This window comes from Cetobacterium sp., from assembly GCF_051653945.1.
Classification (GTDB): domain Bacteria; phylum Fusobacteriota; class Fusobacteriia; order Fusobacteriales; family Fusobacteriaceae; genus Cetobacterium_A.
The window spans coordinates 13,292-38,170 of sequence record NZ_JBOFXD010000073.1 but is presented as its reverse complement, the minus strand read 5'-3'; the positions used below and the strand labels follow the sequence as shown (position 1 = coordinate 38,170).

The following is a 24,879-nucleotide window of genomic DNA, read 5'->3' as shown; positions in this document are numbered from 1 at the left end:
ATCATCTCTCCTTATTTTTTCTTTTTATTATATCACAAATATAAAAAAGGTGTCCTCTTTTCATTAGGACACCTCTACCTACTATTTTGCTGGAACAAATCCCTCATCAGCAACTACTCTTTGTCCATCTGCTGATAATGCAAAGTCAACTAATCCATTTACATTTTTATTATCCGTATCTATAACATACCAATAGATTTCTCTTGCGATTGGATATTTTTTATCTGCTACGTTTTGTACACTAGCTTCTATCGAATCTACTTTTAAACTCTTTACAGATTTGTCCATATATCCCATCCCTATATATCCAATTGCATATTTATTACTCTTTGCTTCTTGCTTTATAGCTTCATTTGAAGGCATATACAAAGTATTTTTACCGTACTCAGCATCTTTCTTTGTATTTTCTTCTCTTATAATATGCTCTTTAAAAAACTCATGTGTTCCAGATGATGAATCTCTTGATAAAACAACTATTGTAGCATCATCTCCTCCAACCTCTTTCCAGTTAGTAATCTCTCCTCTAAATATTTTAGCCAAATCTTGATGCGTCAAATCATTTACTTTATTCGAATCATTTACTACTACTGTTATACCATCATATCCTAAAACAACCTCTTTTAATTTTAATCCCTTATCTTCTGCAGCTTTCATCTCTTTATCCTTAATATTTCTAGATGCCATTCCTATATCTGCTGTTCCATTTATTAAAGATGAAATTCCCACTCCAGATCCTCCACCTGTAACAGCAATTCTAGCATCCTTATTTTTTCCCATATACTCTTCAGCAATATACTGAGAAACATTTACTATTGTATCTGATCCTTTTACTTGAACAACTTTCGATGCCATTGCTGTTGTTGAATATGCTCCCATCATAGCCATTAACCCCATTAGAAAAAACTTTTTCATTTTCATCCTTCAACTCCTCCTAAATTTATCTTTATTTAAATTTTTATTTTTCTAGCCTTGTAAGTAGTATAGAACATCAATGTTAATCCAGTTTAAATTTAGTGTAAAAAAACTGTAAAAAATTTTTTACAGTTTTTTTACATACAATTAATCTTATTTTAACAAGCAGGATATATTATATTCATATGTAGTTTAATTTTAGTTTAAATTCAGTTTAAATTTTTTTTAATTTTTTAACATAGATTTAGGAGGTTATCATGCATAATATAAGAAAAGTTAAAGATTCTTTTATGAGTGGAGTACACTCTATCGTTGGAATTTTTAACATTCTAATTGTTATACTTATATTCATTTTTATTTTAGTTAATAGTTTATCTTTCTTTAAAGACTACCCTATTTCAAAATTTTTCTTTGGAACAGAATGGATATCTCTTTCAGGTAAATATGGGCTTCTACCCCTTTTAGTTGGATCATTTTGGGTAACACTAGTTGCACTTTGTATCTCTATTCCTATTGGAATTATAACTACTATATATATATCTGAATTTGCTAATAAAAAAACAAAAAAAATCATTAAAATCATCATAGAGACAATGTCTGCTTTACCATCAGTTGTTTTAGGGTATCTAGGACTATACGTTTTATCTGGCTTTATAAAAAATTCATTTAATTTACCAAGTGGATTAAATGCTTTAACTGGAGGAATCATGCTTTCTTTCATGGCTATTCCTACTATAGTAAGTTTATCTGACGATGCTCTAAACGCCCTTGATAAATCTTATCGTGAAGCATCTCTTGCCCTTGGAGCTAATAAACTTGAAACAGTTTTTAAAGTTCTTTTACCTGCAGCATTTCCTGGAATTTTCGCAGGTATTATGCTAGGGTTTGGTAGAATCATTGGTGAAACTATGGCTGTACTAATGATAACTGGAAATGCTCCTATAATGGCAACATCTCCACTATCTCCTGTTAGAACTTTAACAGCTACCATTGCTGCTGAAATGGGAGAAGTTGTTCAAGGTAGTCAGCACTACCATGCTTTATTCGCCATCGGTTTAGTATTGTTTGCAATAAGCTTCTTAACAAATAGTATTGCAGATAAATATATTAGAAAATCAAGAAAACTGATGGGTAAATAGGAGGAGTATTTAAATGAAAATTTTAAAAGGAAAAAGTGGTTTCGCTATCGAATTACTTATTAAGACAATTGCTTTATTAGCAGTAGTCCCAATATTTTTGATATTAGGGTACATTATCTATAAAGGCGTTCCTGCAATCTCATGGGAATTTTTAACTGAGGTTCCTAAAAGAGGAATGAGGGCAGGAGGAATTTTTCCCGCTATTGTCGGGACTATCTACCTAACTTTTGGAACTATTGCCGTTTCTGTTCCATTCGGAATTTTTACTGGAATATACCTTGTTGAATACGCTAAAGACAGTGTCTTAACTAGATTAATAAACTTAACTATTATCAACTTGGCTGGAATACCTAGTATTATATATGGACTTTTTGGAATGTCATTATTCGTTATATACTTTAAATTAGGTGTTTCAATCTTATCAGGATCTTTAACTTTAGGTATTATGTGTTTACCTGTTATTATAACAGCTACGAGAGAAGCTCTTTTAGCTGTTCCAAATAGTCTAAGAGAAGCATCTCTTGCTCTTGGAGCAACAAAGTGGGAAACAATTTCCAAAGTTGTGGTTCCTGCGGCATTACCTGGAATCTCAACTGGAGTTATCTTAAGTATTTCCAGAGCTGCTGGAGAAACTGCACCTATTTTATTTACAGCTGCAGCGTTCTATTTGCCATTTTTACCTCAATCAATATTTGATCAGGTTATGGCTTTACCTTATCATCTTTATGTTATATCAACACAAGTACCTAATATGCCTCAAAGCAACATGCATGGAACTCTATTTGTTCTGGTATTTATAACTGTAGGATTTAACCTTATTGGTGCATATATTAGAAATAAATTTGAAAAATAATAATCTCGTATAATTTTGGAGGAATATATAGTATGAAACAAGACGTTAGAATATCTGTTAAAAACTTTAACTTTTATTATGGTGATTTCAAAGCTTTAAAAGGTATCAATATGGATATAATCAAGAATAAAGTTACAGCACTTATCGGTCCATCTGGATGTGGTAAATCAACATTTTTAAGATCTTTAAATAGAATGAATGATCTTATATCAAGTGTTAAATACGAGGGGGAAATCCTACTTGATGACCAAAATATATTTGATAAACAATTTGATATTGTTGAACTTAGAAAAAAAGTAGGAATGGTTTTCCAAAAACCAAATCCATTTCCTAAATCTATCTATGAAAATTTAGTTTATGCTCCTAAATTACACGGAGAAACTAATAAGAAAAAATTAGATGAAATTGTAGAATCATCTCTTAAAGCAGTTGCTCTTTGGGATGAGGTAAAGGATAAGCTTCACCAATCTGCCCTTGGATTATCAGGAGGACAGCAACAAAGACTTTGTATAGCTAGAGCTATCTCTATCAATCCTGAGATACTTCTTATGGATGAACCTACTTCAGCTCTTGACCCAATATCAACTGCTAAAATCGAAGAGTTAATTGTTGAGCTTGCAAAAAATTATAGTATAGTTATTGTTACTCACAATATGCAACAAGCATCAAGAATATCTGATTATACTGGATTTTTTTATCAAGGTGTTTTAGAAGAGTTCGATGAGACTTCAAAAATATTTACTACACCTAGTGTTAAGAAAACCGAAGATTATATAACAGGAAAATTTGGATAAAAAGGAGATTTTATGAGAACTTTAAACGAATCTTTAAAAGCTTTAGACGAACATTATTTAGAAACATTAAAATATGTTGGTAGAAATTTCGATGTAAATTTAGAGATGTTACAAAACAATAGTTTTGATCCTACACTTTATGGAGAAGCTAAAATGATAGAAGATTTTATTAACTCTTTTGAAGTGAAATTAAAAGAAGATTCTATTATTACAATGGCTAGATTTCAACCAGCAGCTAAAAATCTTAGAAAGTTAGTAATGATTATCAATAGCGTAAGAGTACTTGAAAGAATGGGTGATCTTTTAAAAGCGAATTTATCTTTAATTAAAGATATCGAAAAAAAATCTCCAAACTTAGCTTACGCTTTAAGTGAGAAAGTTTTACCAATCGCAAAAAAAATCAGAGGTCTTTTTCAAATGTATGTTGATGCTTTTTTAAATGAAGACGTACGTTTACTATATAATGTTCTTTATCTAGATGAAGAGATTGATGACTTAATCAATGCTAATACAGATTATTTCCTTACTAAAATGAAAGAAACTCCTGATAACGTTGTTGGTGGTTCTGAGCTTATGCTTTTAGATAAAAAATTTGAAAGATTGTCAGATCACATAATACATTTAGCAAGTGATTTAATTTATATTTTAAATGGTGAAAACACTAGAAAAGCTGAATTACAAAATAAAAGTAAAGGGAACCAATAATGGTTCCCTTTTTAATTCTCTCTAATTCCTATATAATCTGCTAATTCTAAAAAAACTTTAATTTTTTCTTCTGGAAAAATATTTAAACTTCTCTTAGCATCTGAGATAACTTCCTGTAATATCTCTTTACTTTTCTCAATTCCAAATATACTCGGATATGTTGTCTTTTCCAGTTCTAAATCACTACCCACAGGCTTACCTATTTTTTCAAAGTCACCCTCTATATCTAATATATCATCTTTGATTTGAAAGGCTAATCCTATTCCATCTGCATAGTTTTCTAAAGCTTTATACTCCTCTTCTGTTGCTTCTGAAATTATTGCACCTATCTCCACTGGTAATTTTATTAATTTTCCTGTTTTATTTTCGTGAATATATTTTAAAGTTTCTAAAGATACTTTCTTTTTTTCACTTTCTATATCTACTGTTTGTCCACCAATCATACCATTTATTCCAGCATATCTTGATATCATACCTATTATCTTTACAAGTTTATCTGAAGCTACTCCTTTTGTTTCATCTGCTACAACAGAAAATGAATGTGTCAATAGAGCATCTCCTATTAGTATCGCTTCAGCTTCTCCAAACCTTTTATGAGTTGTTAATTTCCCTCTTCTATAATCATCATTATCAAGAGCTGGCAAATCATCATGAACCAAAGAATAAGAATGAATCATCTCTATTGCAACAGCTATTGGTAACCCTAAATCTATTTCTTTATCAAAAAGTTCTAATACCATTAATAACAAAATTGGTCTTAATCTTTTTCCTCCGTTTAAAACAGAGTATCTCATACCTTCTGCTATTACATTTGGATATTTTAATTTATTTAAATGATATTCTATATTTGAATCCACAAGTTCTCTTTTAGTTTTTAAGTAATTTTTAAGCATTTTCATCAACCTCTAGTTGAATATTATTATTTTCTGAAGTTACTTTGATTATTTTTCCCTCTGCTTTATTCAAAATATCTGAGGATTTTTTTAATAACTTCATAGCTTTTTCATACTCTTTAATTGATTCATCTAAAGATAACTCACCTTTATCTAATTTTTCAATTATCATATCAATTTCACTAATATTATACTCAAAACTATCTTTTTTCATGGATCCTCCCTCTTTTTATCTTGTATAGAATGTCACAACTTTTTTCCCGTATTTTCTTTCGTCTGTCTTTTTAAATTCTCCAACTTCTTCAGACATATCCTCATACATATGATGCTCACAAATTATTAATCCATTTTCTGCTAATAATCCAGCTTTTGATATAGCTCTCATAACTCTCTCACAAACCTCATCTTTATAAGGAGGATCCATAAAAATTATATCGAATTTTTCACCTTTTCTTCCTAAAATCTCAACAGCTCTTAAAGTTTCATTTTTGTAAGCTCTTGATTTGTTCTCATATCCTAAATTGTTGATATTTTTTATTATATATTTTAACGCTTCTTGATCTTTTTCTATCATTACAGCTCTTTTAGCTCCTCTGCTTAAAGCTTCTAGAGCTATATTTCCTGTACCACTAAAAAGATCTAAGAATCTAGCATCAGTCATATATGGAGCAATTATTGAAAATAGAGATTCTTTTATACTATCTTGAGTAGGTCTTGTATCTGTACCTTTTCTACATTCTAATCTCTTTCCTTTTGCTTCTCCTGCTATTATTCTCATCTTTTCACCTCTTTTTTATTAATAAATAAACATTGCATCTCCAAAACTAAAGAAATGATACTCCTTTTTTACAGCCTCTTTGTATACTTCCAACATAAACTCTCTATTTGAAAGAGCTGATACTAACATAAGAAGTGTTGATTTAGGTAAGTGAAAGTTAGTTATCAATGCATCTATAACATTAAATTTATACCCTGGGTATATAAATATCTCTGTACTTCCTGTTTTAGAAATTAAGTTCCCATCCATATCCACAGATGATTCCAATGCTCTAACAGTTGTTGTTCCAACAGCTATTACCCTTCTATTTTCTTCTTTTGCTTTTTTTATTCTTTCAACAGTAGATGAAGGAATTTCAAAAATTTCTTCATGCATTTTATGGTCTAAAACATCTTCAGTTTGAACTGGTCTAAACGTTCCTAAACCAACCTCTAAAAATACATCTAATATTTCAACACCTTTTTCTTCTATTTTTTCTAAAAGTTCTTTTGTAAAATGTAATCCAGCTGTAGGTGCTGCAACTGATTCTCCCTTTATTGCATAAACCGTCTGATATCTATCTTTTGTTTCTAAGGCCTCTACTATATATGGAGGTAGCGGCATTTTTCCAAGTTTATCTAATACCTCTTCAAACGCTCCCTCATATTCAAACTTTAGTACTCTGTTTCCATCTTCTTTTATCTCTAATAGCTCAGCTACTAACTCTTTATTTTCACCTATCTCAAGCTTTTGTCCCACTTTTAATTTTTTAGCAGGCTTCAATAAACATTCCCAAGTATCTAAGCTAACTCTTTTTATTAAAAGTATTTCTAAAACTCCACCAGTTTCTTTTTTTCCAAAAAGTCTAGCTGGTATAACTTTTGTTGAATTTCTTACTAAAACATCTCCTGGCTTTAAATAATCTATTATATTAAAAAAAGCTTTATGTTCTAACGTTTGATTTTTTTTATCTACTACCATTAATTTAGAGTGATCTCTAGGCTCTCTCGGTTTTTGACCTATAAGCTCATCTGGTAAATGATAATCATAATCAACTAACTTTGTTGACATCCTCTTCACCACTCTTTCTTCCTATTACTACTCTTTCTATTCCACTATAATCGTTTACAATTGCTATTATTTCAAACCCAGCTTTTTTCATAAATTGACTTACTTCATGTGCTTGATTATATCCCACTTCAAAAGCTAAATACCCTTTCTCTTTAAGATATTTTGGTGATTCTTCTGATATTTTTTTATAGAAATAGTAACCATCTCCATTGTCTGTCAGAGCTCCTTGAGGTTCGTGTTGCTTAACCTCTGGCATTAACTCTTCATACTCCTCTTTAGGTATATATGGCGGATTTGATATAATCATATCGTAGTCATTATCTTTTATATTTGAGAAAATATCTGATTTAATAAACTTTAAATTACTCTCTACGTTATTAATCTTTCTATTTTCTACAGCAACCTCTAATGCATCTGTACTTATATCTGCTCCTAAAACCATAGCGTTTGGTATCTCTTTAGCTATAGTTATAGATATCGCTCCACTTCCAGTTCCTATATCTAATACTTTAGGATTCTCTATCTCATTTAAAATAAATTTACACTGTTCTACTAAAATTTCTGTATCTGCTCTTGGGATTAAAACTCTCTCATCAACTTTAAAAGGTAACCCATAAAACTCCCACTCTCCTAAAAGATATTGTAAAGGTTTTTTTTCCTTTGCTCTTTTATAGAGTAAATCTTTTATCTCCTCTTTTTCTTTTAAAGAAATCTCTTTTCTCAAATTCATAAATAGCATTGTTCTCTTTACTTTCAAAACATGAGCAAATATATACTCTGCGTCTAACTTGCTATCTTTTACATCATTTTTATCTAGATATTCTATACTCTTTTGTAAAAGTTCTCTATTTTCAAAACTACAATCTTTCTCTTCAACTAGGCTTACCTCTTCTTTTGGAAGCTCATCAAAAGTTAATCTATTTCTAGCCATAGCTTTCAAATAATTTTTTATTTTATCTTTTTGTTCTAAATTAAGTTCCATATCAAAATAAGCATAAAGAGTTATTCTTTCTAAATTTAGCACATGAGATATAATCTTTTCACTTTCTAATCTGGGTTTTGAAAAGGAGTATTTTTTCAAATACTCCTCAGAAAATTTTAATATATCTAATAATTTCATAATTACTCCGCTGAACTTGAAAGCATCTCTGCTTGAGCAAATGTAGTTAGAGCATCTATCATCCCATCTATATCTCCATCTAAAAAGGCTTCTAATTGATGAGCTGTATATTTGATTCTATGATCTGTTATTCTTCCTTGTGGATAGTTGTATGTTCTTATTTTTTCTGATCTGTCTCCCGATCCTACTTGAAGTCTTCTTTCACTTTCAACAGCAGATCTTTGTTTCTCTAATTCCATCTCATAAAGTTTTGAAGCTAAGTGTTTCATAGCTTTTTCTCTATTTTTTAACTGAGATCTCTCATCTTGGCACTGAACAATTACCCCTGAAGGTAAGTGAGTTATTCTAACTGCAGAGTCTGTCATGTTTACGTGCTGACCTCCCGCTCCAGATGCTCTAAATGTATCAATCTTTAAATCTGATGTGTTTATCTTTACACCTTGAACTTCGTCAACTTCTGGTAAAACCGCTACTGTTGCTGTAGATGTATGGATTCTTCCAGATGATTCAGTTTCAGGTACTCTTTGTACTCTATGAACTCCTGATTCAAACTTAAGTCTTGAGTATGCTCCCTGTCCATTTATAGAGAATACCGCCTCTTTTATTCCTCCAACACCAATCTCTTGTTTCTCAATTATTTCAACTTTCCATTTGTGTCTTTCAGCATATCTCATATACATTCTAAATAGGTTTCCAGCAAATAAAGCAGCTTCATCTCCACCTGCTCCTCCTCTGATTTCTATTATAACGTTTCTATCATCATTAGGATCTTTTGGAAGTAATAATACTTTCATATCTTGCTCTATATTAGGAATTATTTCTTCAATCTCTTTTAACTCCTCTTGCATCATCTCTTTCATATCAGGATCTTTCTCTCCCCTGATATTTTCTTTTATAAAATCTAAATCTTCTTGATATCTTTTATACTCTTTGTACTTTTCAACGATAGGTGTTATATCATTTAATGCTTTGTTGCACTCCATCATTTTTTTAGGATTACTTAAAACTTCTGGAGAACCTAAAGCTTCTGTTAACTCATTAAACCTTACTACAACTTCTTCTAATTTAGTAAACACTGTCTTCACTCCTTTTTATATCTATACTTTAACTTATAAATTATACCATACTTACTTTAAAAATAAAATAAAAAATCTTCTTCCATCATTATTAAGGAAGAAGATTTTCAACTATTGTTTTTCTCTTGATTGCGCTATTCTTTTTAACGATAACTCTCTAGCTTTTAAATACTGATCTGTTGTTATATGTTTTTGAACCTCTATCTGATACTTCAATCTATCCTTTATAATTTCAGCATCTAAAAGTCCAACCTTCTCTACTAATTCATTTAATTTTTCAAGATTTTTTTCTGTGCCATCTAAAATATATTTATTAATTTCAATCTCCAATGCTTTTTTATCCAATGTTTTTAATTTATATTGAATACTAGCTTGTTCAATTATAATTTTAACTCTATCAATATTATCTTGACTTACCCCTACAGCTTTGAAATCGTCATCTTTAACTATCCCTATTCCCGATGTTGCATAGGCTGATACACTAAATACAAGTATCAACAGTCCCATCACTATTTTCTTCATAAAATCCTCCACTAAATTTGTAGATCTGTTACAAAAAGATTTTCAGTATTAAAATCTCTTTTATTTATCCTTATTTCATCTGCTTGAAATAGATCATCGATTGTAAAACCAACCTCTTTTTTATCTGAAACTTTTCTTTGTAGCTCCCCACTTTCTAAAGCTACCAACTTTTCTGTAGGAGAAATATTTCTTTTAACTAAATCATAAGAAGTCCCCGTAAAGACTCCAACTACAAAAAGAGATAAAGAAAAGAATGAGATCTTTTTATTTCTTTTTTTCTCCTCTTCTAGTAATGATTTATAAATATTAGCTCTTACTCTCTCTTTTGGAGATACCATTTATATCACACCTCCCATGTCTTTAATCGCCTTATAGTATATCGTTTTTACTGTTGATATATTCATTTCTTTCATATCTGCAATCTCCCTCAGTTTATAGCCATATATATCTTTTAAAACAACTATCTCTCTCTCCTGGAAAGGTAGTTCTTTTAACTTCTCCTCTAAAAGGATTGGAATATTAAAGTCCTCACTGCTTTCAACACTTAAAATTTCATCATTTAACTCTAGATTAAGTTTCTTTTTTCTAAAAAAATCATACGTTTTATTTATAGCAATCCTATAAATCCAAGTATAAATATTACTTTCCTCTCTAAAGCTTTTAAGGTTTTTATAAACACTAATGAAAACTTCTTGAGCTATGTCTTCGGCATCTTCGGCATTTTTTACTGTTGATAGTATTTTATAGTATATTCTATCAAAATACTCATTATATATCTGATCAAAATCCATTTAAATACCTCATTATTTTAGCTTTATAATTTTAGACTACAAAATTCTTAAAAAAGTTTTAATTAAAATCATCTTCAATTAATTTTTTTAACTCTTTTAGAATATCCCCTTCATCAACTTTTTTAACTATCTCTCCTTTTTTAAATAAAACCCCAACTCCTTTTCCTCCAGCTACACCATAGTCTGCTTCTCTTGCTTCTCCAGGACCATTAACAACACACCCCATAACAGCTATTTTTATTTTTTTATCTACTTTTTCAAACTCTTTTTCTACTTGATGTGCAAGTCCTATTAAATCTATCTCAGTTCTTCCACAAGTAGGACAAGACACAATCTCTACACCAACCTCTTTTAAGCCTAAAACTTTCAATATCTCTTTTGCAACTTTAATCTCTTCCACAGGGTCTTCTGTTAAAGAAACTCTAATTGTATCCCCAATTCCATCAACTAATAAAGAACCTATCCCAATTGCCGATTTTACAGTTCCTTGAAATGCTGTTCCTGCCTCTGTAACCCCCAAATGTAAAGGGTAGTTACATAATTTAGCTAACTTTCTATAGGCTTCAACCATCATTTTTACATTGCTTGACTTCAAAGAGATTACTATATCTGTAAAATTAAATTTTTCCAAAAGTCTCATATGGTATAAAGCACTCTCTACCATAGCATCAGATGTTGGTTTTCCATATTTTTCTAATATCGTTTTTTCCAATGATCCTGAATTTACACCTATTCTAATTGGCACACCTTTTTCCATAGCTTTTTTAACTACAATTTCAACCTTTTCATCACTACCTATATTTCCTGGATTAATTCTTAACTTATCAATTCCATTCTCTATAGCTAATAAAGCTAATCTATAATCAAAATGTATATCAGCCACTAATGGTATATCTATTTTTTCTTTTATTTCCTTTATTTTTTTTGCAGCTTCTTCTGTGTTCACTGTGACTCTAACTAATTGACAACCTTCTTCTTGAAGTTTTTTTATTTGATTAACTGTCTTTTCTACATCTGCTGTTGGAGTATTTGTCATCGATTGAATAATAACATCATTTCCACCACCAATCAATATATTTCCAACTTTTATAACTTTAGAATCTCTCATTTTTCACCTCTCACAAAATTTAAAAAAGCCCTAGTATAATCCTAGGGCTATCTAACTAAATAATTCATTGGATTATTAGCTTTTCCGTTTTTTCTAATTTCAAAATGCAAATGTGGTCCTGTTACTCTTCCTGACATTCCAGTTTTCCCTATAACTTGACCTGCCTTAACTCTATCACCTGTTTTTACATACATTTTATCTAAATGAGCTGACCTTGTTTCAAAACCATTCCCATGATTTATTTTAATTATTTTTCCATAACCTGTCATATATCCTGCAAAAACTACTGTCCCATCTTTTGAAGCCATAAGAGGAACATATCTTGCTCTCATATCAATTCCTGCATGCTGAATATATCTTTTTAAAACAGGATGGAATCTCTTACCAAAAGGACTTGTCACTCCTGCCCATTTTACTGGCATTGTAAAATTTTTCTGTACGGTTGTTCTATTTACACTTCCGCTACGAGTAAGTCTTTTCAAACTCTCTTCACTTGGATTATATATAAATAGTTCCTCTCCAACTCTTATATTATCATTTCTTAAATTGTTATATTTTCTTAAATCGTCTACATCTATTTTATAAGTAAGTGCTATTTTAAAAAGGGAATCCCCTCTTCTAACTTTATAAAAAACACCATTAGATTTTACAATCTTTATTTTTTGTCCTGCTTTTAAATTATTGGAAATTCCTGGATTATTAGCCTTTAAAACCTCTAAAGATATTCCATTTTTATCTGCTATTCCACCTAAAGTATCTCCATTAGCGACTACATAATTTTCTAGCTTTGGGATTTCATATGCTTGTTTCAAGTCTAAATCTTCAAGAAGAACACCCTCTATTGATTCATCTTCACCTATTTTATACTCTTTTTCTATTGTATAAAAATTACCATCAACAAGTTCCAATCCACCACCATCTTCTATAGTAGTTGTCTCTGAATAATATTCTGTAAACTTTTTTAAGTCTACTACTTCTGACTTATAAGGTTTAAAAACTAATATTAACATAGCTATAAACGCTGCTACTATTATAGCAAATATTTTAAATACCTCTTTCACTATTTCCCCCTTGCAAAAGACTTCTCATACATTTCTATAAGTTTATCATTGCTTTCAGTTGATGAAATAGTATCAATTAACTTTTTCGTCGCGGTAGCTTTATCTAGAGATGATAAATATCTTCTTATATTCCAAATAGAATCTAATTTCTTTTTCCCTACTAAAAGCTCCTCTTTTCTAGTTCCAGATTTTTGAATATCTATAGATGGATAGATTCTAAGCTCAGCTAAGTTTCTATCTAAATGTATATCTAAGTTCCCCGTTCCCTTAAACTCTTCATATATTACATCATCCATCTTACTTCCAGTATCAATTAAGGCTGTTGCTAAAATAGTTAAGCTTCCACCATTTCTTATATTTCTTGCTGATCCAAAGAATTTCTTTGGATAATATAAAGCCGTTGGATCAATTCCACCTGAAATTAATTTTCCACTTGATGGTATCACTATATTATATGCTCTAGCTAATCTTGTTAGAGAATCCATTAAGATAACTATATTTTCACCGTTTTCAATCTTTCTTTTGGCTCTTTCTAAAAGAGATTCAGTAACTTTTATATGATTTCTTGGATCGTCATCAAAAGTTGAAGCATAAACCTGTGCTCCTTTTACAGTTTCTTTTATATCTGTAACTTCTTCTGGTCTTTCATCTATTAAAAGAATCCAAACTTCAATATCTTTATTATTTTCAATTATAGAGTTTGCTATATTGCTAATCAATACTGTTTTACCAGCCTTTGGTGGAGCTACTATTAATCCTCTTTGACCCAATCCTATAGGTGCAATTAAATCTATTATTCTCCCAGAGATATTTTTTGCATCTGTTTCCAACTTTAACTGTTCTGTTGGATAAGCTGGTATTAACTCATCAAATGGTATTCTTGACTCCGCCTCTTGAATACTTCCATTATTTATTAAAAGAACTTTTCTAAGTCCATAGTTATTTTCACCTTGAACAGCCTCTCTTACTTCACCCAATACAAAATCTTCTGTCCTTAATTTAAATTTTCTTATTTGTGAAGCTGATACATAGACATCTTTTTCAACATTTGTATTTCTTAAAAAACCATATCCATCAGCCATTACCTCAAGATTTCCCCAAGCTAAATGCATTCCCTCTTTAGCATCAATCGCTTCATTTATTAATTCCACAATCTCCGCTTTTTTAGTTCTACTCGAATAATCAATCTCCATTTGTCTAGCAATCTCTTGTAACTCTTTTAGCAAAAAATTTTCTAACTTCTCCATTGTACCTCCAAGGTTACTAGTCTACTATCTCTCCGTATAGCGACCATGTTTTACACTCATTTATTTTTACATTAACAAATGTTCCTTCTAACTCTTTATCTCCTGCAAACAAAACAACTTTATTAGTTGATGTTCTTCCTGTTAGAACTTCTTCATTTTTTCTGCTTGGCCCCTCAACTAAAACTCTTTCTACTTTCCCTTTATAACTATCACTAGCTTCTTTTGATTTTCTATTTTGTAGATCTATTAGTCTTTGAAGTCTTTCTTTCTTCACTTCTTGGTCTAATTGACCATCCATTTTTGCTGCAGCTGTACCTTTTCTAGGTGAATACATAAACATAAATGAAGTTTCAAATCCAATTTTGTCTACAACATCTAAAGTATCCAAGAAATCTTCCTCTGTTTCATGTGGGAATCCTACTATTATATCCGCTGTTAATGATACTCCTGGAATTCTTGATTTTATTTTTTCAGCTAACTCTATATACTGCTCTTTAGTATACTTTCTATTCATTAGCTTAAGTATTCTTGATGACCCTGACTGTAGCGGTAAATGTAGACATCTTGCAACTTTTTCATTTTTAGCTATAACATCAATTACATCATCTCCAAAATCTTTTGGATGTGGAGAAACAAATCTAACTAAAAAATCTCCATCTATTTTACAAATTTCCTCTAATAATACTGCAAAATTCTCACCAGTTTCTAAGTCATTTCCATATGAGTTTACATTTTGACCTAGTAACATAATCTCTTTATATCCTTTTTCCACAAAAACTTTAACTTCATCTAAAATTTGAGGCATTGGAACAGATCTTTCTCTTCCTCTTACATAAGGAACTATACAATAAGTACAGAAATTATTACATCCATATGTTATTGGAATTGACGCTGTTTTTTTAGAATCAAACTCTGCATCTAATCTTGGTGGTAAATCATCTTCGTCACCTGTATAGATAACATGTTTAAAATCTCCTGATTCTATTTTCTCAATTGCCGTTGGAATTTTTCCAATATTTTGATTTCCCATTACAATATCTATTACAGGGAATTTTTTAGCTAACTCTTCTCCTTGTTCCTGAGCAAAACAACCTGTTATTCCTATGATTGTTCCTCTCTCCTCTTTAACAGCCATTAACTCTCCAAGCTTTCCATAGATTTGAGTAGCTGCTCCTTCTCTTACTGTACAAGTATTTAAAAATACTGCATCTGCTTCTGATACATCTTCAATTACATTATATCCCATATTTTGTAAGATACTCTTTATTTTTGCACTTTCGTTGACATTCATTTGACAACCGTATGTTATTATTACTGCATTTTTCAATTTTTTTCCTCCAAATTTTTAACAAATTACTACCTAAACATGTTAAAAATTATACCATAGTAGTACAACTTTTATCAATAATTCTTTAGCTAAACATTATTTAAATATATCTTTAGCTTCTAAATACCATAACAACAAATCTATATTCTCCATAGGAATATCTATTTCTTTACAATATTCTTTTAGTTTCTCCTCTATCTCTTTATATAACTTAGGAGTCACTGTTTTAGGAACCTCTTTTATTACATCTAAAGCTGCTAAATTTTTTAAAATATGTCTATCTAAAATTGCTAACTCTTGACCAAAACCAACATTTCTTAAAAAATGACTAGCCTCTTTATATGACATCCCTCTTATATTTTTTACAATCCACTCTCTCATTTCAAATGCTGAATTAAATGTTGAAAAAAAATCTTTTGTTATAAATTTTCCATTCTCATCCGTCATCTGCTTTCTAAGTATATAAAGATTTTTAGCCTTAGTTCTATTAAAACGAACAATATTTAAAAATGGAAGCATCTCCTCTTCGCTTCCTGTAAATAAAAGATTATTATCTCTCAGTTCGCTTATTGCTTTCCAGGCATTTCTAGCTTTAGATTGTGGAGTTAAAATACAAAAAGCTAACTCACAAAAGATATCTTTGTTATCTCCATCTTTCCATGTTTTTCTATAATCTTCTAATCTTTCTTCTATTCTACTTCTTATATTTTCATATATTTTTTGTACTTCATAAAAATAGGCATTTTTCATAAAACATACCTCCTAAAATTATTCGTACTTTAATTTTACCACATTTTTACAACTCTTTACATCTGTTTTTAAAAAAATAGGATAAAGCTATTTTTAGCTTTATCCTATTTTTTATAAGTTCACAAAATATCCATATTCTTTAAATAAACCTGATACTTCGTCTAAATTTTCCTTTTTTACCATTATGTGAAGATCTTCACCCTTTAAGATTAATGGTTTGAATCTTTTATCTTTTGTTATTGCTGATAACAACTCTTTATCATTTTTTAACTTTAAAACCTTATAATCAGGAACATGCGTTATTAACTCTGTTTTTTCAATAACATCTCCAAAAAATCTATTCCAATTCATTGGTAAATCATTTGTTATCTTTTCTTTGAACTCCTGTATCTTACCATGAACCTCGTTTAAATTTTCTAAACCTTTTGTTAAAGTTTCTTCAGATATTTTAAATTTATTTGGTGCTATTTTATTCCCTAGTTTTTCTAAAGTCATCATTCTAAGAGGGCTTTCTCCTATAACAGTAACAATTAATCTATCTTCATCTAAAACTATTTTTCCCTCATCCTCTAAAACTTTAAAATCATATGTTAATACTCTATCAAATATGTATCTACCTAGCTCTGTAAATTTAACATACTTTATTCCATCATACTTACTTAAATATCCATTTTTTAAATATAGTGAATTTGCTGATGATGGTTTTTCGTAACAAATTTCTAAAACTCCTAATGATGCTAAAATAAAAAATACTGATTTTATAAATGGTTCAACAACATATGCTAAATATTTATCATATCCTACTATTTTTGTTCTTTCATAATTTGCCTCATTAATATATAGTGTTGCGAAAGCTGATTCTAAATCTATAATTTCTATAAATTCATCTCTATAAAGTATACTCTTTATTATATTATCTATAGATACAAATCCATCATCTGGAAACTCAGATAAAATCTTATTTATAGTTGCTAAACCTCTTTTTATTTCATCATTTGATTTACCTACATTTTTTATTCCCTTTAAATAATTTAAATATAAGCTTATATATGTATTATCCTCACTTTTTATAATACTACCATCTAAAAACCCTTTTACAATAGCTTTTAAGTTACTAGATCTTATAAATTCATCATTTAAATACTCATCCTTAAAAAGAAATAAAAATAATCCCATAGTTTCTGTTTTTAAAAACTCTAAATCTTTTATTCCTTCGTAATACTCATGAATATTGCAATACTTCTTCATGTTATTTTTTGATTCTTTCAATAGTTTTCCACTACTTGAAAGTTGCATTTTTCCGTCCTTAAAAAAAGAGTAATATTTTCTTAAATTTTCTTGGATTTTTTCCTCATTATTTTCTCTAAACTCACACTCACAGTTTCCAACTTTATGAATAAAATATTCTCTTGGCTTATTCATAAACTGTCTCATAACTCTTACAATATCATTGTTTAGCGTTAAATACTCTCCTCTTTTTGAATCTCCATTTTTAGTAAAAAATAGAAACTCATCTTTTAACTCTGATTTTATATTGTATCCTTCCTCATCTTTTAAATAAACATCCCTATCTTTTATTTTAAATTTACCTTTCCAAGCTATACTTTCAAATATCTCTTGAACCTCTTTTGGTAATGAAGAAAAAATACCTTTAAATACCTCTTCTTTTGAATACATTTGTTCCATCAGTTCTAAAAATGTCTGTTTATTTGTAGATTCTGATATTAAAGAAATTTCAAACAATCCTAAATTACTTCCGATGTATCCGTCAGCTATCCAATCTAAAAAATATCTTTTAAAAATTTTAAAAAGAATCTCTTTTGAATAGCTTTCATTTAAAGCTTTTCTAAATCTATCTCTACTTATTCCCATATCATCTCCTATTCTCCAAGAATAAACTCTATATCCTTCTCAGTTAAAGTTTTTAAAGTCGCTCCCTCATCAGAAATTAAATTATCTAATAGCTGACTTTTACTTTCTTGTAATTTTAATATTTTTTCTTCAATTGTATCTTTTAATATTAACTTGTAAGAGAATACTGTCCTATCCTGTCCTAGTCTATAAGCTCTATCTACAGCTTGGTTCTCTACAGTTTTATTCCACCAAGGATCATAAATAAATATAGTATCCGCTGCTGTTAAATTAAGTCCTACTCCACCAGTTTTTAATGTCATTACAAAAACTTTATATTTTTTATCTTTTTGGAATAAGTTTACTAGACCTTGTCTATCTTTAGTCGCTCCTGTCATTTCTAAATACTTTATTCCTCTTTTTCTTAAATCTGATGTTATACTTTCAATACTTTTTATATAGTTTGTAAATACAAGAACTTTATGTCCATTTTCTACCGCATCTTGAACATTATTTATAAGAACCTCTCTTTTACTAGAAAGTACATTAGGATTTTTCATCTCAGGACAACTTGTCAATTGTCTCAGCTCATTTAAAGCTTGCAATATATAAAATTGTGTTTTCCCTAATCCTTGAGTTTTTATTTGACTATTTATCATCCCATAATAGTATGCTCTTCTTTCTTCGTACAATCTTTTCTGCTCTGGATTCATTCCTATAAACAACGTTTTTTCAATTTTATCAGGAAGATCTTTTAAAACCTCTTTTTTTACTCTTCTTAATATAAATGGATATATCTTCTTTTTTAATTCCTCTATCGCTTCTTTGTCATTCTCTTTTTGAATTGGATTAGCATAGTGATAATTAAACTCATCTAAAGTTCCAAACATCGATGGATTTAAAAATCTAAATAGAGAATATAGTTCTCCCAAATTATTTTCAATAGGAGTACCACTTAAAGCTAATCTATATTTTGAATCCAATAACATAACTGCTTTTGTTGTTTGTGCATTTACATTTTTTATATTTTGAGATTCATCTAAAACTATTAAATCAAATTTCATCTCTTTTAAATATTCAATATCATTTCTTACTGTACCATAAGTTGTTATTATTACTTCTACACTATTAAAAATAGACTTATCCCTAAAGTTTCCATAGTATATTCCACATTTAAGATCTGGACTAAACTTTTTTATTTCGCTCTCCCAGTTATATATCAAACTTTTAGGCATAATTATCAATGTTTTTCTTTTAGGAGTTAAATGTAAACTTGTTATTAATGTTATCGCTTGCAACGTTTTTCCAAGACCCATATCATCTGCTAAGCATCCACCTAAACTATTGTCCATTAAATATCTTAACCACTTATAACCATACTCTTGATACTCTCTTAGGGTAGCATTTATAATTGGTGTTGGTGCATTATAGTTTTCTATTTGATTGATACCTCTATAGAAACTCTTAGTTTTTTTAATTTCATTTGCTAATACTTTATCCTCAATTAAATCATCTATAATTGGTAAATCAAAAAATGAAATTTTTACATTTGATTTTCCATTATCTTTAAATACTCTTTCCAACTTTTCCATATATTTTCTGTTTATAAGTGCATTTGTTCCGTCACTTAAAACAATATATGAATCTTTTTTAAAGCTATTTAAAACATCCACTATTGAGAATTTTTCTCCCTCAATTTCTAAATGAACATCTCCTTCTAAAAAATCTATTCCGTGTTTAAAGTTTCCTACAACCTTTGGTTTTACAGCTTTTACACTGTATTTTTTTAAATTATCTGTTCCTACAACTTTATATTTACCCGCTAATTGAAGAAGCTCTTGTGTAACAAACTCTCTTGCTAACTTTTCTTGTAAAATTATAAAATTTCCATCTACGTAAAAACTAGATTTTATTTTTAAGTTCTTTTGATGCTTTACAATATTTTTAACAATCTCTTCCACTGTTTCATCTAAATAAGCCACTTCAACCTTTATTATTTCAACTCTTTTTAAATCATCTTTTATAACTAAAGCTTTCTCTAAATTATGCGCTTTTAAAAATTCATAATCAATTGTTGAAATTGATGCCCCTATTTTTAAATATAAACTATTATCTTGAGATATTTTTTCTATTATTAATTCTTGAACTGGTTTTAAATTTCCATCCTCTACAATTTCATAATCTAGACATTCAATTTCTATTCCACTACCAAATGAAGATGCTAATGTCAAATATTTTTCTAATTCTGGTTTTGAAAACTTAGACTCCATCTCCTTTAAAATATGTATAGTATCTTTAGGAATATCTATATAATAGATTGTATCCTCACTTATAACATAGTTATCTGAAACTATTTTAAAATCTTTCTCACCATTTAAAAGAAGTTTTCCTTCACATAAATCAAACTCATCTTCTACAAAATTAATTTTCAATACTATTTTATTTCCATTCAAAACCCATTTGATTGGGTTCATATCCCCTGTTACTACCTTCTTACTATTTTTTAGATAATCTAAAATTTCTATATTTTCATCTATATAGAGCTCATTTTTTTCGTTATCCCATCCAGAGAAAAAGCTATCTTCTTTTATCTCTTGAATTAAATCAATAATTTTCAAGTCATTTTCATCACTAATTTCATATTCTTCTATATTTTCTACGATATCCCCGTTACTGTCTACTAAAGAAACATATGTTCCTACTTCGTCACAAGTTAAAGTAAAAAATAGTGACTCTTTTATTTTTTTTAAATTAGATTCCATACCCTTTTCCCTCATATATAAATTTTTTCTGAAATATATTATATCAAATTTTCTAAGGGTTAGCAAGAAATTAAAAAAGGACTCCATTAATTAGAGTCCTTTTACTTAATTATTACTTAGCTTCTGATTCTTTTATTAAGATATTCATCTCTTCGATTAATGCATCTGCATCTAACCCATGAGCAGCAATTCCCTCTCCTAAAGTTTCTCCAGCTGCTACCATACATCCTACACATCCTAATCCATGCTTTTTAAATACCATTGAAATTACTGGATGCTTTTGAACTGCTTCTAAAATATTCATATCTTTAGTTACCATTTTTACTCCTCCTACATTCTCTTTCTATTACTTTTTTATTATATAAAACTTTACTTTTTTTGTCAATTATTTTCCAACAACATTTAATAGATCATGGATTCTCACAACTCCAACAACCTGTTTACCTGATAAAACAGGTAATACTGATATTTGACTCTCTCTATTTTCCATAAGATCTAAAGCGTCCAATGCCATTATATTTTCAGTGGCATAAGTGTAATTTCTAGTCATTATATCCTCAGCTTTTAAGGTAAAGAATTTATCTCTCATTTTTAAAGCTCTTCTGATGTCCCCTTCTGTTATAATCCCTAAAAGTTCATCATTTTCTACTATACAAACTACACCCAATCTTTTTTTAGTCATCGTCATTATTACTGTATCCATATCACTAGCCAATTGAGCTATTGGTAAATCCTTATGCATTACATCCCTTACTTTCATAAGCAGTCTTCTTCCTAAGCTTCCTCCTGGATGATAAACAGCAAAATTTTCAGGTTTAAAGTTTCTTGCAGTTATTAATACTGTTGCTAGTGCATCTCCCATAACTAAGGTACTCGTTGTTGAAGACATTGGAGCTAAATTTAATGGACACCCCTCTTTTTCAACACCTATATCTAGTATAGCATCTGCTTCTTTTCCAAGTCTTGAATTTGGATTACCTGTCATGGCTATCAATGTTGCACCTATTTTTTTTATTGATGGAAGAATCGAAATAACTTCGTCACTATTTCCACTATTAGATATAGCTATTACTATATCATTTTTATTTATCATTCCTAAATCCCCATGAAGACCCTCTGCTGAGTTCATAAAAACAGCTAATGTTCCTGTAGATGCAAGTGTTGCTGCTATTTTTTTCCCAATAATCCCAGATTTTCCAATACCTGTTATTACAACTTTCCCTTTAGAATTTAGTATTAAATTTACAACAGTTTCTAATGAATCTGATATTTTACTTTTGACTTTTTCTAATTCACAAATCTCTTTATCAAATAGATCTTGAGCTATTTTTTTTACGTCCATACTATCTTCCTTTTACTAAATCATCTATTTTTACAGCTACTTTTAATATCTCCTCTAAATCTGATAAGAACAACATATTTGGACCATCTGATTTAGCATTTGTCGGATCTGGATGAACCTCTGCAAATATTGCATCTATTCCAATCGCTAATCCAGCTCTCATTAAAGGAAATACAAACTCTCTATCTCCAGATGTTGCAGTTCCTAATCCACCTGGCTTTTGAACTGCATGAGTCACATCAAACACAACTGGATATCCAAACTTTCTCATCTCTCCAAATCCTCTCATATCTACAACCATATTGTTATATCCGAAAGTTGACCCTCTTTCACAAAGCATTATATTTGGATTATTCATCTCTTCCATTTTTACAACTACATTTTTCATATCCCACGGTGCCAAAAATTGTCCTTTTTTAATATTTACTGGTAATCCTGTTTCAGCTGCTGCTATAAGCAGATCTGTTTGTCTACATAAAAATGCTGGTATTTGAATTATATCTACAACTTTAGCAACCTCTTTACATTGCCAAGCTTCATGTACATCTGTCACTACTGGTACATTAAATCTCTCTTTTACTTTTTTTAATATCTCTAAACCTTTTTCAATTCCTGGTCCTCTATATGAATGTATAGAAGATCTATTTGCCTTATCAAAAGATGCTTTAAATACAAAGTTAATTCCTAATCTATCACAAATATCCTTTACTTTTTCAGCTACTTCCATAACTAACTCTTCTGATTCAATTACACATGGTCCAGCTATTAAAGTAAATCTATTGTCTCCACCAATTTCAAATTTATTCGCTATTTTAACTTTTTTTACCTCTTGAACTATCTTCAATTATTTCACCTCTTCTAATTCTTTTATCGCTTCTATGGCAATCTCTCTATCGTCAAAATATATCTTTGTTGTTCCTAAAATTTGATAAGTTTCATGCCCTTTACCTGCTATCAGTATTATATCATCTTTTTCAGCTTTTAAAACTGCTTTTTTTATTGCTTCTTTTCTATCAATTTCCACTATATAATTTTTATCTTTAAATCCTTTTATTATATCTTCTATTATTTTATTAGGATCTTCCGTTCTTGGATTATCTGAAGTTACAATTACTAAATCACTATATCTCTCACTAACCTCTGCCATTACAGGTCTTTTTATTCTATCTCTATCTCCACCACAACCAAATACAGTTATTATTTTACCACTAGTTTTTAAATCAGTAACTCCTTGTAAAATATTTTCTAGTGCATCTCCTGTATGAGCATAATCTACAACTACTTTGAACTCTTGACCTGCTAAAACTGGTTCAAATCTACCTGGAGCTCCCTTTATCTCTCTAGCTCTTTCTTTTATTGTATCTAGATTTATGTTTAATATTTTTCCAACTCCAATTGCTGCTAATAAATTATACATATTAAACTTTCCTAGTAATGATGGATTTATCTCTTTTATTAACTCAAAATCCAAATCAGCTTTTTCTTTTAAAGAGTATGTCATTCCTCCAAATTCACTATATATTCTTCTACCATACTCGTCATCTATATTGATTACACCATTTTTTGAATCTTTTAATTTTTCAAAAAGTATTTTTTTTGCATTAAAATAATCTTCCATATCTTTATGGTAGTCTAAGTGTTCTGGTGTTAAATTGGTAAAAACAGCTACATCAAAATCTAGCATATCTACTCTTCCACTTGTCAATCCATGAGAACTAACTTCCATCACTAGATATTCTAATCCTTTATCCACTGATTTTTTACACATTTTTATGATATCTAAAGATTCTGGAGTTGTGTTTGGTGCTTCTATTATCTCGTCTCCAATTTTATACTCCACAGTTCCTATTCTAGCAACCTTACTCTCTCCTAAAATTTGCTCTATTAAATAGGTTGTTGTTGTTTTCCCATTTGTTCCTGTTACACCAATTATTTTTAATTCTTTTTCTGGATTTTTATAAAAATTAGATGCAATTTTCCCTAATTTTCCTCTTAGATTTTCAACTAAAAAATATCCTATTCCCTCTTTTTGCTCTGTTAATTTTTCTGATATAATTATTGCTGCTGCTCCATTTTCAATAGCTTTATCAATAAATTTATGTCCATCTACTAAAGCTCCTTTTAATGCAATAAATATATCTCCTTGTTTTATCTTTCTTGAGTCATACTCTAAGTTTCCATTATATATATCTTTTTCTGTAGATTTTAATATTTTATAATCTACTCCTTTAAATAATCTTTCCATATTCATCCCTCGCTATATATTATTCAACTTATTATAACACTTTTCAAAAAAAAACAATATATACTTAAAGTAAAAAACAGAGGAAAAAATCCTCTGTTTTCATATTTACTATTTAGCTGGAGTATAAACTCCTGAATTTAAAGCATCCTTTATTGCTGCTCTTACTTTTGTTGCTCTTACTGAAGCTCCAGCGTTTTCGATATCTCCTGGAGCATATAATGTTTCCATTCCTTCGTTAACATTTTTTCCTGTTATAGCTTTTAATAGAGCTTCATATTGATCTTTATTTTTTGTTAAATCTTTATTCTTTAAATAATTTTGCTCTTTATAAAAAAGTGTTCTAAACTTTGGATTTTCAATTTTATCATCTTTTAAATCAAATTGAATCTCAACTTGAGTTTCTTGTCCAGAAATAAACACCCCTCTATAAGTTCCATTTCTATGTTCCGCTCCATAAGCTACTGCACCGATTATTGTTAATAACATTAAAAGTTTTTTCATATTCCCTCCTCAACCCATTTTAATATATTTTAAACTATTTAAATATATTTTG

26 protein-coding genes are annotated in these 24,879 nt (G+C 29.5%); 4 read left to right on the top strand and 22 right to left on the bottom strand.

The annotated features are described in order from the left end of the window. Positions 1-81: 81 nt before the first annotated feature. Positions 82-918 (bottom strand): phosphate ABC transporter substrate-binding protein, encoded by an 837-nt coding sequence (locus tag ACRC8M_RS08125; RefSeq protein WP_438528675.1) that lies wholly within the window; start codon positions 916-918, stop codon positions 82-84. A 251-nt stretch (positions 919-1,169) separates the two neighbouring features. Between ACRC8M_RS08125 and pstC the strand changes: the two genes are divergently transcribed. From pstC to ACRC8M_RS08105, 4 genes are read left to right on the top strand one after another with little or no spacing between them, the layout of a single operon-like run. Next, positions 1,170-2,051 carry a phosphate ABC transporter permease subunit PstC gene (gene pstC / locus ACRC8M_RS08120; RefSeq protein ID WP_438528674.1) on the top strand — a complete coding sequence of 294 codons (882 nt, stop codon included), beginning with the start codon at positions 1,170-1,172 and terminating at the stop codon, positions 2,049-2,051. A gap of 13 nt (positions 2,052-2,064) precedes the next feature. Then, positions 2,065-2,904: a phosphate ABC transporter permease PstA gene (gene pstA / locus ACRC8M_RS08115; RefSeq protein ID WP_438528673.1), complete on the top strand. Its 840-nt coding sequence runs from the start codon at positions 2,065-2,067 to the stop codon at positions 2,902-2,904. A 32-nt stretch (positions 2,905-2,936) separates the two neighbouring features. Then, positions 2,937-3,698 carry a phosphate ABC transporter ATP-binding protein PstB gene (pstB, locus tag ACRC8M_RS08110; protein WP_438528672.1) on the top strand — a complete coding sequence of 254 codons (762 nt, stop codon included), beginning with the start codon at positions 2,937-2,939 and terminating at the stop codon, positions 3,696-3,698. 12 nt (positions 3,699-3,710) lie between these two features. After that, positions 3,711-4,403: a phosphate signaling complex PhoU family protein gene (locus tag ACRC8M_RS08105; protein WP_297431394.1), complete on the top strand. Its 693-nt coding sequence runs from the start codon at positions 3,711-3,713 to the stop codon at positions 4,401-4,403. Positions 4,404-4,414: 11 nt separating this feature from the next. On the opposite strand, the gene ACRC8M_RS08100 is transcribed toward ACRC8M_RS08105, so the two are convergent. The 21 genes from ACRC8M_RS08100 to ACRC8M_RS08000 all read right to left on the bottom strand — a co-directional run bounded on the left by ACRC8M_RS08100 (position 4,415) and on the right by ACRC8M_RS08000 (position 24,827). Beyond that, the gene (locus ACRC8M_RS08100; protein ID WP_438528671.1) at positions 4,415-5,302 is read right to left on the bottom strand and encodes a polyprenyl synthetase family protein; all 888 of its coding nucleotides are present in this window, start codon (positions 5,300-5,302) and stop codon (positions 4,415-4,417) included. After that, positions 5,289-5,510 carry an exodeoxyribonuclease VII small subunit gene (xseB, locus tag ACRC8M_RS08095; protein WP_438528670.1) on the bottom strand — a complete coding sequence of 74 codons (222 nt, stop codon included), beginning with the start codon at positions 5,508-5,510 and terminating at the stop codon, positions 5,289-5,291. Before xseB ends, ACRC8M_RS08100 begins: the two co-directional genes overlap by 14 nt. Before the next feature lie 15 nt (positions 5,511-5,525). Next, entirely contained in the window at positions 5,526-6,074 is a 549-nt protein-coding gene (gene rsmD / locus ACRC8M_RS08090) for a 16S rRNA (guanine(966)-N(2))-methyltransferase RsmD (protein ID WP_438528669.1), read from the bottom strand. An 18-nt stretch (positions 6,075-6,092) separates the two neighbouring features. Next, positions 6,093-7,124, bottom strand: a complete 1,032-nt coding sequence (gene queA / locus ACRC8M_RS08085; RefSeq protein ID WP_438528668.1) for a tRNA preQ1(34) S-adenosylmethionine ribosyltransferase-isomerase QueA — start codon at positions 7,122-7,124, stop codon at positions 6,093-6,095. Continuing rightward, on the bottom strand, positions 7,105-8,244 hold the full coding sequence (gene prmC, locus ACRC8M_RS08080) for a peptide chain release factor N(5)-glutamine methyltransferase (RefSeq protein ID WP_438528667.1): 1,140 nt from the start codon (positions 8,242-8,244) through the stop codon (positions 7,105-7,107). The genes queA and prmC overlap by 20 nt, the downstream gene beginning before the upstream one ends. A 2-nt stretch (positions 8,245-8,246) precedes the next feature. Next, positions 8,247-9,320: a peptide chain release factor 1 gene (gene prfA, locus ACRC8M_RS08075; protein WP_438528666.1), complete on the bottom strand. Its 1,074-nt coding sequence runs from the start codon at positions 9,318-9,320 to the stop codon at positions 8,247-8,249. 111 nt (positions 9,321-9,431) lie between these two features. Then, entirely contained in the window at positions 9,432-9,842 is a 411-nt protein-coding gene (locus ACRC8M_RS08070) for a hypothetical protein (RefSeq protein ID WP_438528665.1), read from the bottom strand. 11 nt (positions 9,843-9,853) lie between these two features. Next, entirely contained in the window at positions 9,854-10,180 is a 327-nt protein-coding gene (locus tag ACRC8M_RS08065; protein WP_438528664.1) for a hypothetical protein, read from the bottom strand. Beyond that, positions 10,181-10,633, bottom strand: a complete 453-nt coding sequence (locus tag ACRC8M_RS08060) for an RNA polymerase sigma factor (RefSeq protein ID WP_438528663.1) — start codon at positions 10,631-10,633, stop codon at positions 10,181-10,183. 58 nt (positions 10,634-10,691) lie between these two features. After that, positions 10,692-11,741: a flavodoxin-dependent (E)-4-hydroxy-3-methylbut-2-enyl-diphosphate synthase gene (gene ispG, locus ACRC8M_RS08055; protein WP_438528662.1), complete on the bottom strand. Its 1,050-nt coding sequence runs from the start codon at positions 11,739-11,741 to the stop codon at positions 10,692-10,694. 47 nt (positions 11,742-11,788) lie between these two features. Beyond that, a complete protein-coding gene (locus ACRC8M_RS08050) occupies positions 11,789-12,802 on the bottom strand; it encodes a peptidoglycan DD-metalloendopeptidase family protein (RefSeq protein WP_438528661.1) in 1,014 nt (337 codons plus the stop codon). Further along, on the bottom strand, positions 12,802-14,049 hold the full coding sequence (rho, locus tag ACRC8M_RS08045) for a transcription termination factor Rho (RefSeq protein WP_438528660.1): 1,248 nt from the start codon (positions 14,047-14,049) through the stop codon (positions 12,802-12,804). Before rho ends, ACRC8M_RS08050 begins: the two co-directional genes overlap by 1 nt. A 16-nt stretch (positions 14,050-14,065) precedes the next feature. Then, positions 14,066-15,376, bottom strand: coding sequence for a tRNA (N6-isopentenyl adenosine(37)-C2)-methylthiotransferase MiaB (gene miaB, locus ACRC8M_RS08040; protein ID WP_438528659.1), 1,311 nt, complete (start codon positions 15,374-15,376; stop codon positions 14,066-14,068). Between the two features lie 96 nt (positions 15,377-15,472). Continuing rightward, a complete protein-coding gene (locus ACRC8M_RS08035; protein ID WP_438528658.1) occupies positions 15,473-16,126 on the bottom strand; it encodes an N-glycosylase/DNA lyase in 654 nt (217 codons plus the stop codon). Positions 16,127-16,237: 111 nt separating this feature from the next. Next, the gene (locus ACRC8M_RS08030; protein ID WP_438528657.1) at positions 16,238-17,998 is read right to left on the bottom strand and encodes a hypothetical protein; all 1,761 of its coding nucleotides are present in this window, start codon (positions 17,996-17,998) and stop codon (positions 16,238-16,240) included. 8 nt (positions 17,999-18,006) lie between these two features. Continuing rightward, complete coding sequence (locus tag ACRC8M_RS08025; protein ID WP_438528656.1) at positions 18,007-20,739, bottom strand: SNF2-related protein; 2,733 nt, start codon at positions 20,737-20,739, stop codon at positions 18,007-18,009. A gap of 112 nt (positions 20,740-20,851) precedes the next feature. Then, positions 20,852-21,058, bottom strand: coding sequence for a DUF1858 domain-containing protein (locus ACRC8M_RS08020; protein ID WP_023051210.1), 207 nt, complete (start codon positions 21,056-21,058; stop codon positions 20,852-20,854). A gap of 66 nt (positions 21,059-21,124) precedes the next feature. Then, positions 21,125-22,081 (bottom strand): KpsF/GutQ family sugar-phosphate isomerase, encoded by a 957-nt coding sequence (locus tag ACRC8M_RS08015; RefSeq protein ID WP_438528655.1) that lies wholly within the window; start codon positions 22,079-22,081, stop codon positions 21,125-21,127. Between the two features lies 1 nt (position 22,082). Next, positions 22,083-22,919 (bottom strand): 3-deoxy-8-phosphooctulonate synthase, encoded by an 837-nt coding sequence (kdsA, locus tag ACRC8M_RS08010; RefSeq protein ID WP_438528686.1) that lies wholly within the window; start codon positions 22,917-22,919, stop codon positions 22,083-22,085. A gap of 6 nt (positions 22,920-22,925) precedes the next feature. Then, positions 22,926-24,326 (bottom strand): UDP-N-acetylmuramoyl-L-alanyl-D-glutamate--2,6-diaminopimelate ligase, encoded by a 1,401-nt coding sequence (locus ACRC8M_RS08005; RefSeq protein ID WP_438528654.1) that lies wholly within the window; start codon positions 24,324-24,326, stop codon positions 22,926-22,928. Between the two features lie 108 nt (positions 24,327-24,434). After that, a complete protein-coding gene (locus tag ACRC8M_RS08000) occupies positions 24,435-24,827 on the bottom strand; it encodes a hypothetical protein (RefSeq protein ID WP_438528653.1) in 393 nt (130 codons plus the stop codon). Between the last annotated feature and the right edge of the window lie 52 nt (positions 24,828-24,879).

Bases quoted from the DNA above. Each gene is read 5' to 3' on its own strand.
- rsmD (WP_438528669.1), bottom strand. From the start codon at position 6,074: ATGAGAATAATAGCAGGAGAAGCAAAAGGAAAGAGATTAGAATGTAGA.
- ACRC8M_RS08000 (WP_438528653.1), bottom strand. From the start codon at position 24,827: ATGAAAAAACTTTTAATGTTATTAACAATAATCGGTGCAGTAGCTTAT.
- ispG (WP_438528662.1), bottom strand. From the start codon at position 11,741: ATGAGAGATTCTAAAGTTATAAAAGTTGGAAATATATTGATTGGTGGT.
- pstB (WP_438528672.1), top strand. From the start codon at position 2,937: ATGAAACAAGACGTTAGAATATCTGTTAAAAACTTTAACTTTTATTAT.
- ACRC8M_RS08105 (WP_297431394.1), top strand. From the start codon at position 3,711: ATGAGAACTTTAAACGAATCTTTAAAAGCTTTAGACGAACATTATTTA.
- ACRC8M_RS08005 (WP_438528654.1), bottom strand. From the start codon at position 24,326: ATGGAAAGATTATTTAAAGGAGTAGATTATAAAATATTAAAATCTACA.
- ACRC8M_RS08060 (WP_438528663.1), bottom strand. From the start codon at position 10,633: ATGGATTTTGATCAGATATATAATGAGTATTTTGATAGAATATACTAT.
- rho (WP_438528660.1), bottom strand. From the start codon at position 14,049: ATGGAGAAGTTAGAAAATTTTTTGCTAAAAGAGTTACAAGAGATTGCT.
- prmC (WP_438528667.1), bottom strand. From the start codon at position 8,244: ATGAAATTATTAGATATATTAAAATTTTCTGAGGAGTATTTGAAAAAA.
- ACRC8M_RS08025 (WP_438528656.1), bottom strand. From the start codon at position 20,739: ATGGAATCTAATTTAAAAAAAATAAAAGAGTCACTATTTTTTACTTTA.
- pstC (WP_438528674.1), top strand. From the start codon at position 1,170: ATGCATAATATAAGAAAAGTTAAAGATTCTTTTATGAGTGGAGTACAC.
- ACRC8M_RS08020 (WP_023051210.1), bottom strand. From the start codon at position 21,058: ATGGTAACTAAAGATATGAATATTTTAGAAGCAGTTCAAAAGCATCCA.
- ACRC8M_RS08100 (WP_438528671.1), bottom strand. From the start codon at position 5,302: ATGAAAATGCTTAAAAATTACTTAAAAACTAAAAGAGAACTTGTGGAT.
- ACRC8M_RS08035 (WP_438528658.1), bottom strand. From the start codon at position 16,126: ATGAAAAATGCCTATTTTTATGAAGTACAAAAAATATATGAAAATATA.
- pstA (WP_438528673.1), top strand. From the start codon at position 2,065: ATGAAAATTTTAAAAGGAAAAAGTGGTTTCGCTATCGAATTACTTATT.
- xseB (WP_438528670.1), bottom strand. From the start codon at position 5,510: ATGAAAAAAGATAGTTTTGAGTATAATATTAGTGAAATTGATATGATA.
- ACRC8M_RS08125 (WP_438528675.1), bottom strand. From the start codon at position 918: ATGAAAATGAAAAAGTTTTTTCTAATGGGGTTAATGGCTATGATGGGA.
- ACRC8M_RS08065 (WP_438528664.1), bottom strand. From the start codon at position 10,180: ATGGTATCTCCAAAAGAGAGAGTAAGAGCTAATATTTATAAATCATTA.
- ACRC8M_RS08015 (WP_438528655.1), bottom strand. From the start codon at position 22,081: ATGGACGTAAAAAAAATAGCTCAAGATCTATTTGATAAAGAGATTTGT.
- ACRC8M_RS08070 (WP_438528665.1), bottom strand. From the start codon at position 9,842: ATGAAGAAAATAGTGATGGGACTGTTGATACTTGTATTTAGTGTATCA.
- ACRC8M_RS08030 (WP_438528657.1), bottom strand. From the start codon at position 17,998: ATGGGAATAAGTAGAGATAGATTTAGAAAAGCTTTAAATGAAAGCTAT.
- queA (WP_438528668.1), bottom strand. From the start codon at position 7,124: ATGTCAACAAAGTTAGTTGATTATGATTATCATTTACCAGATGAGCTT.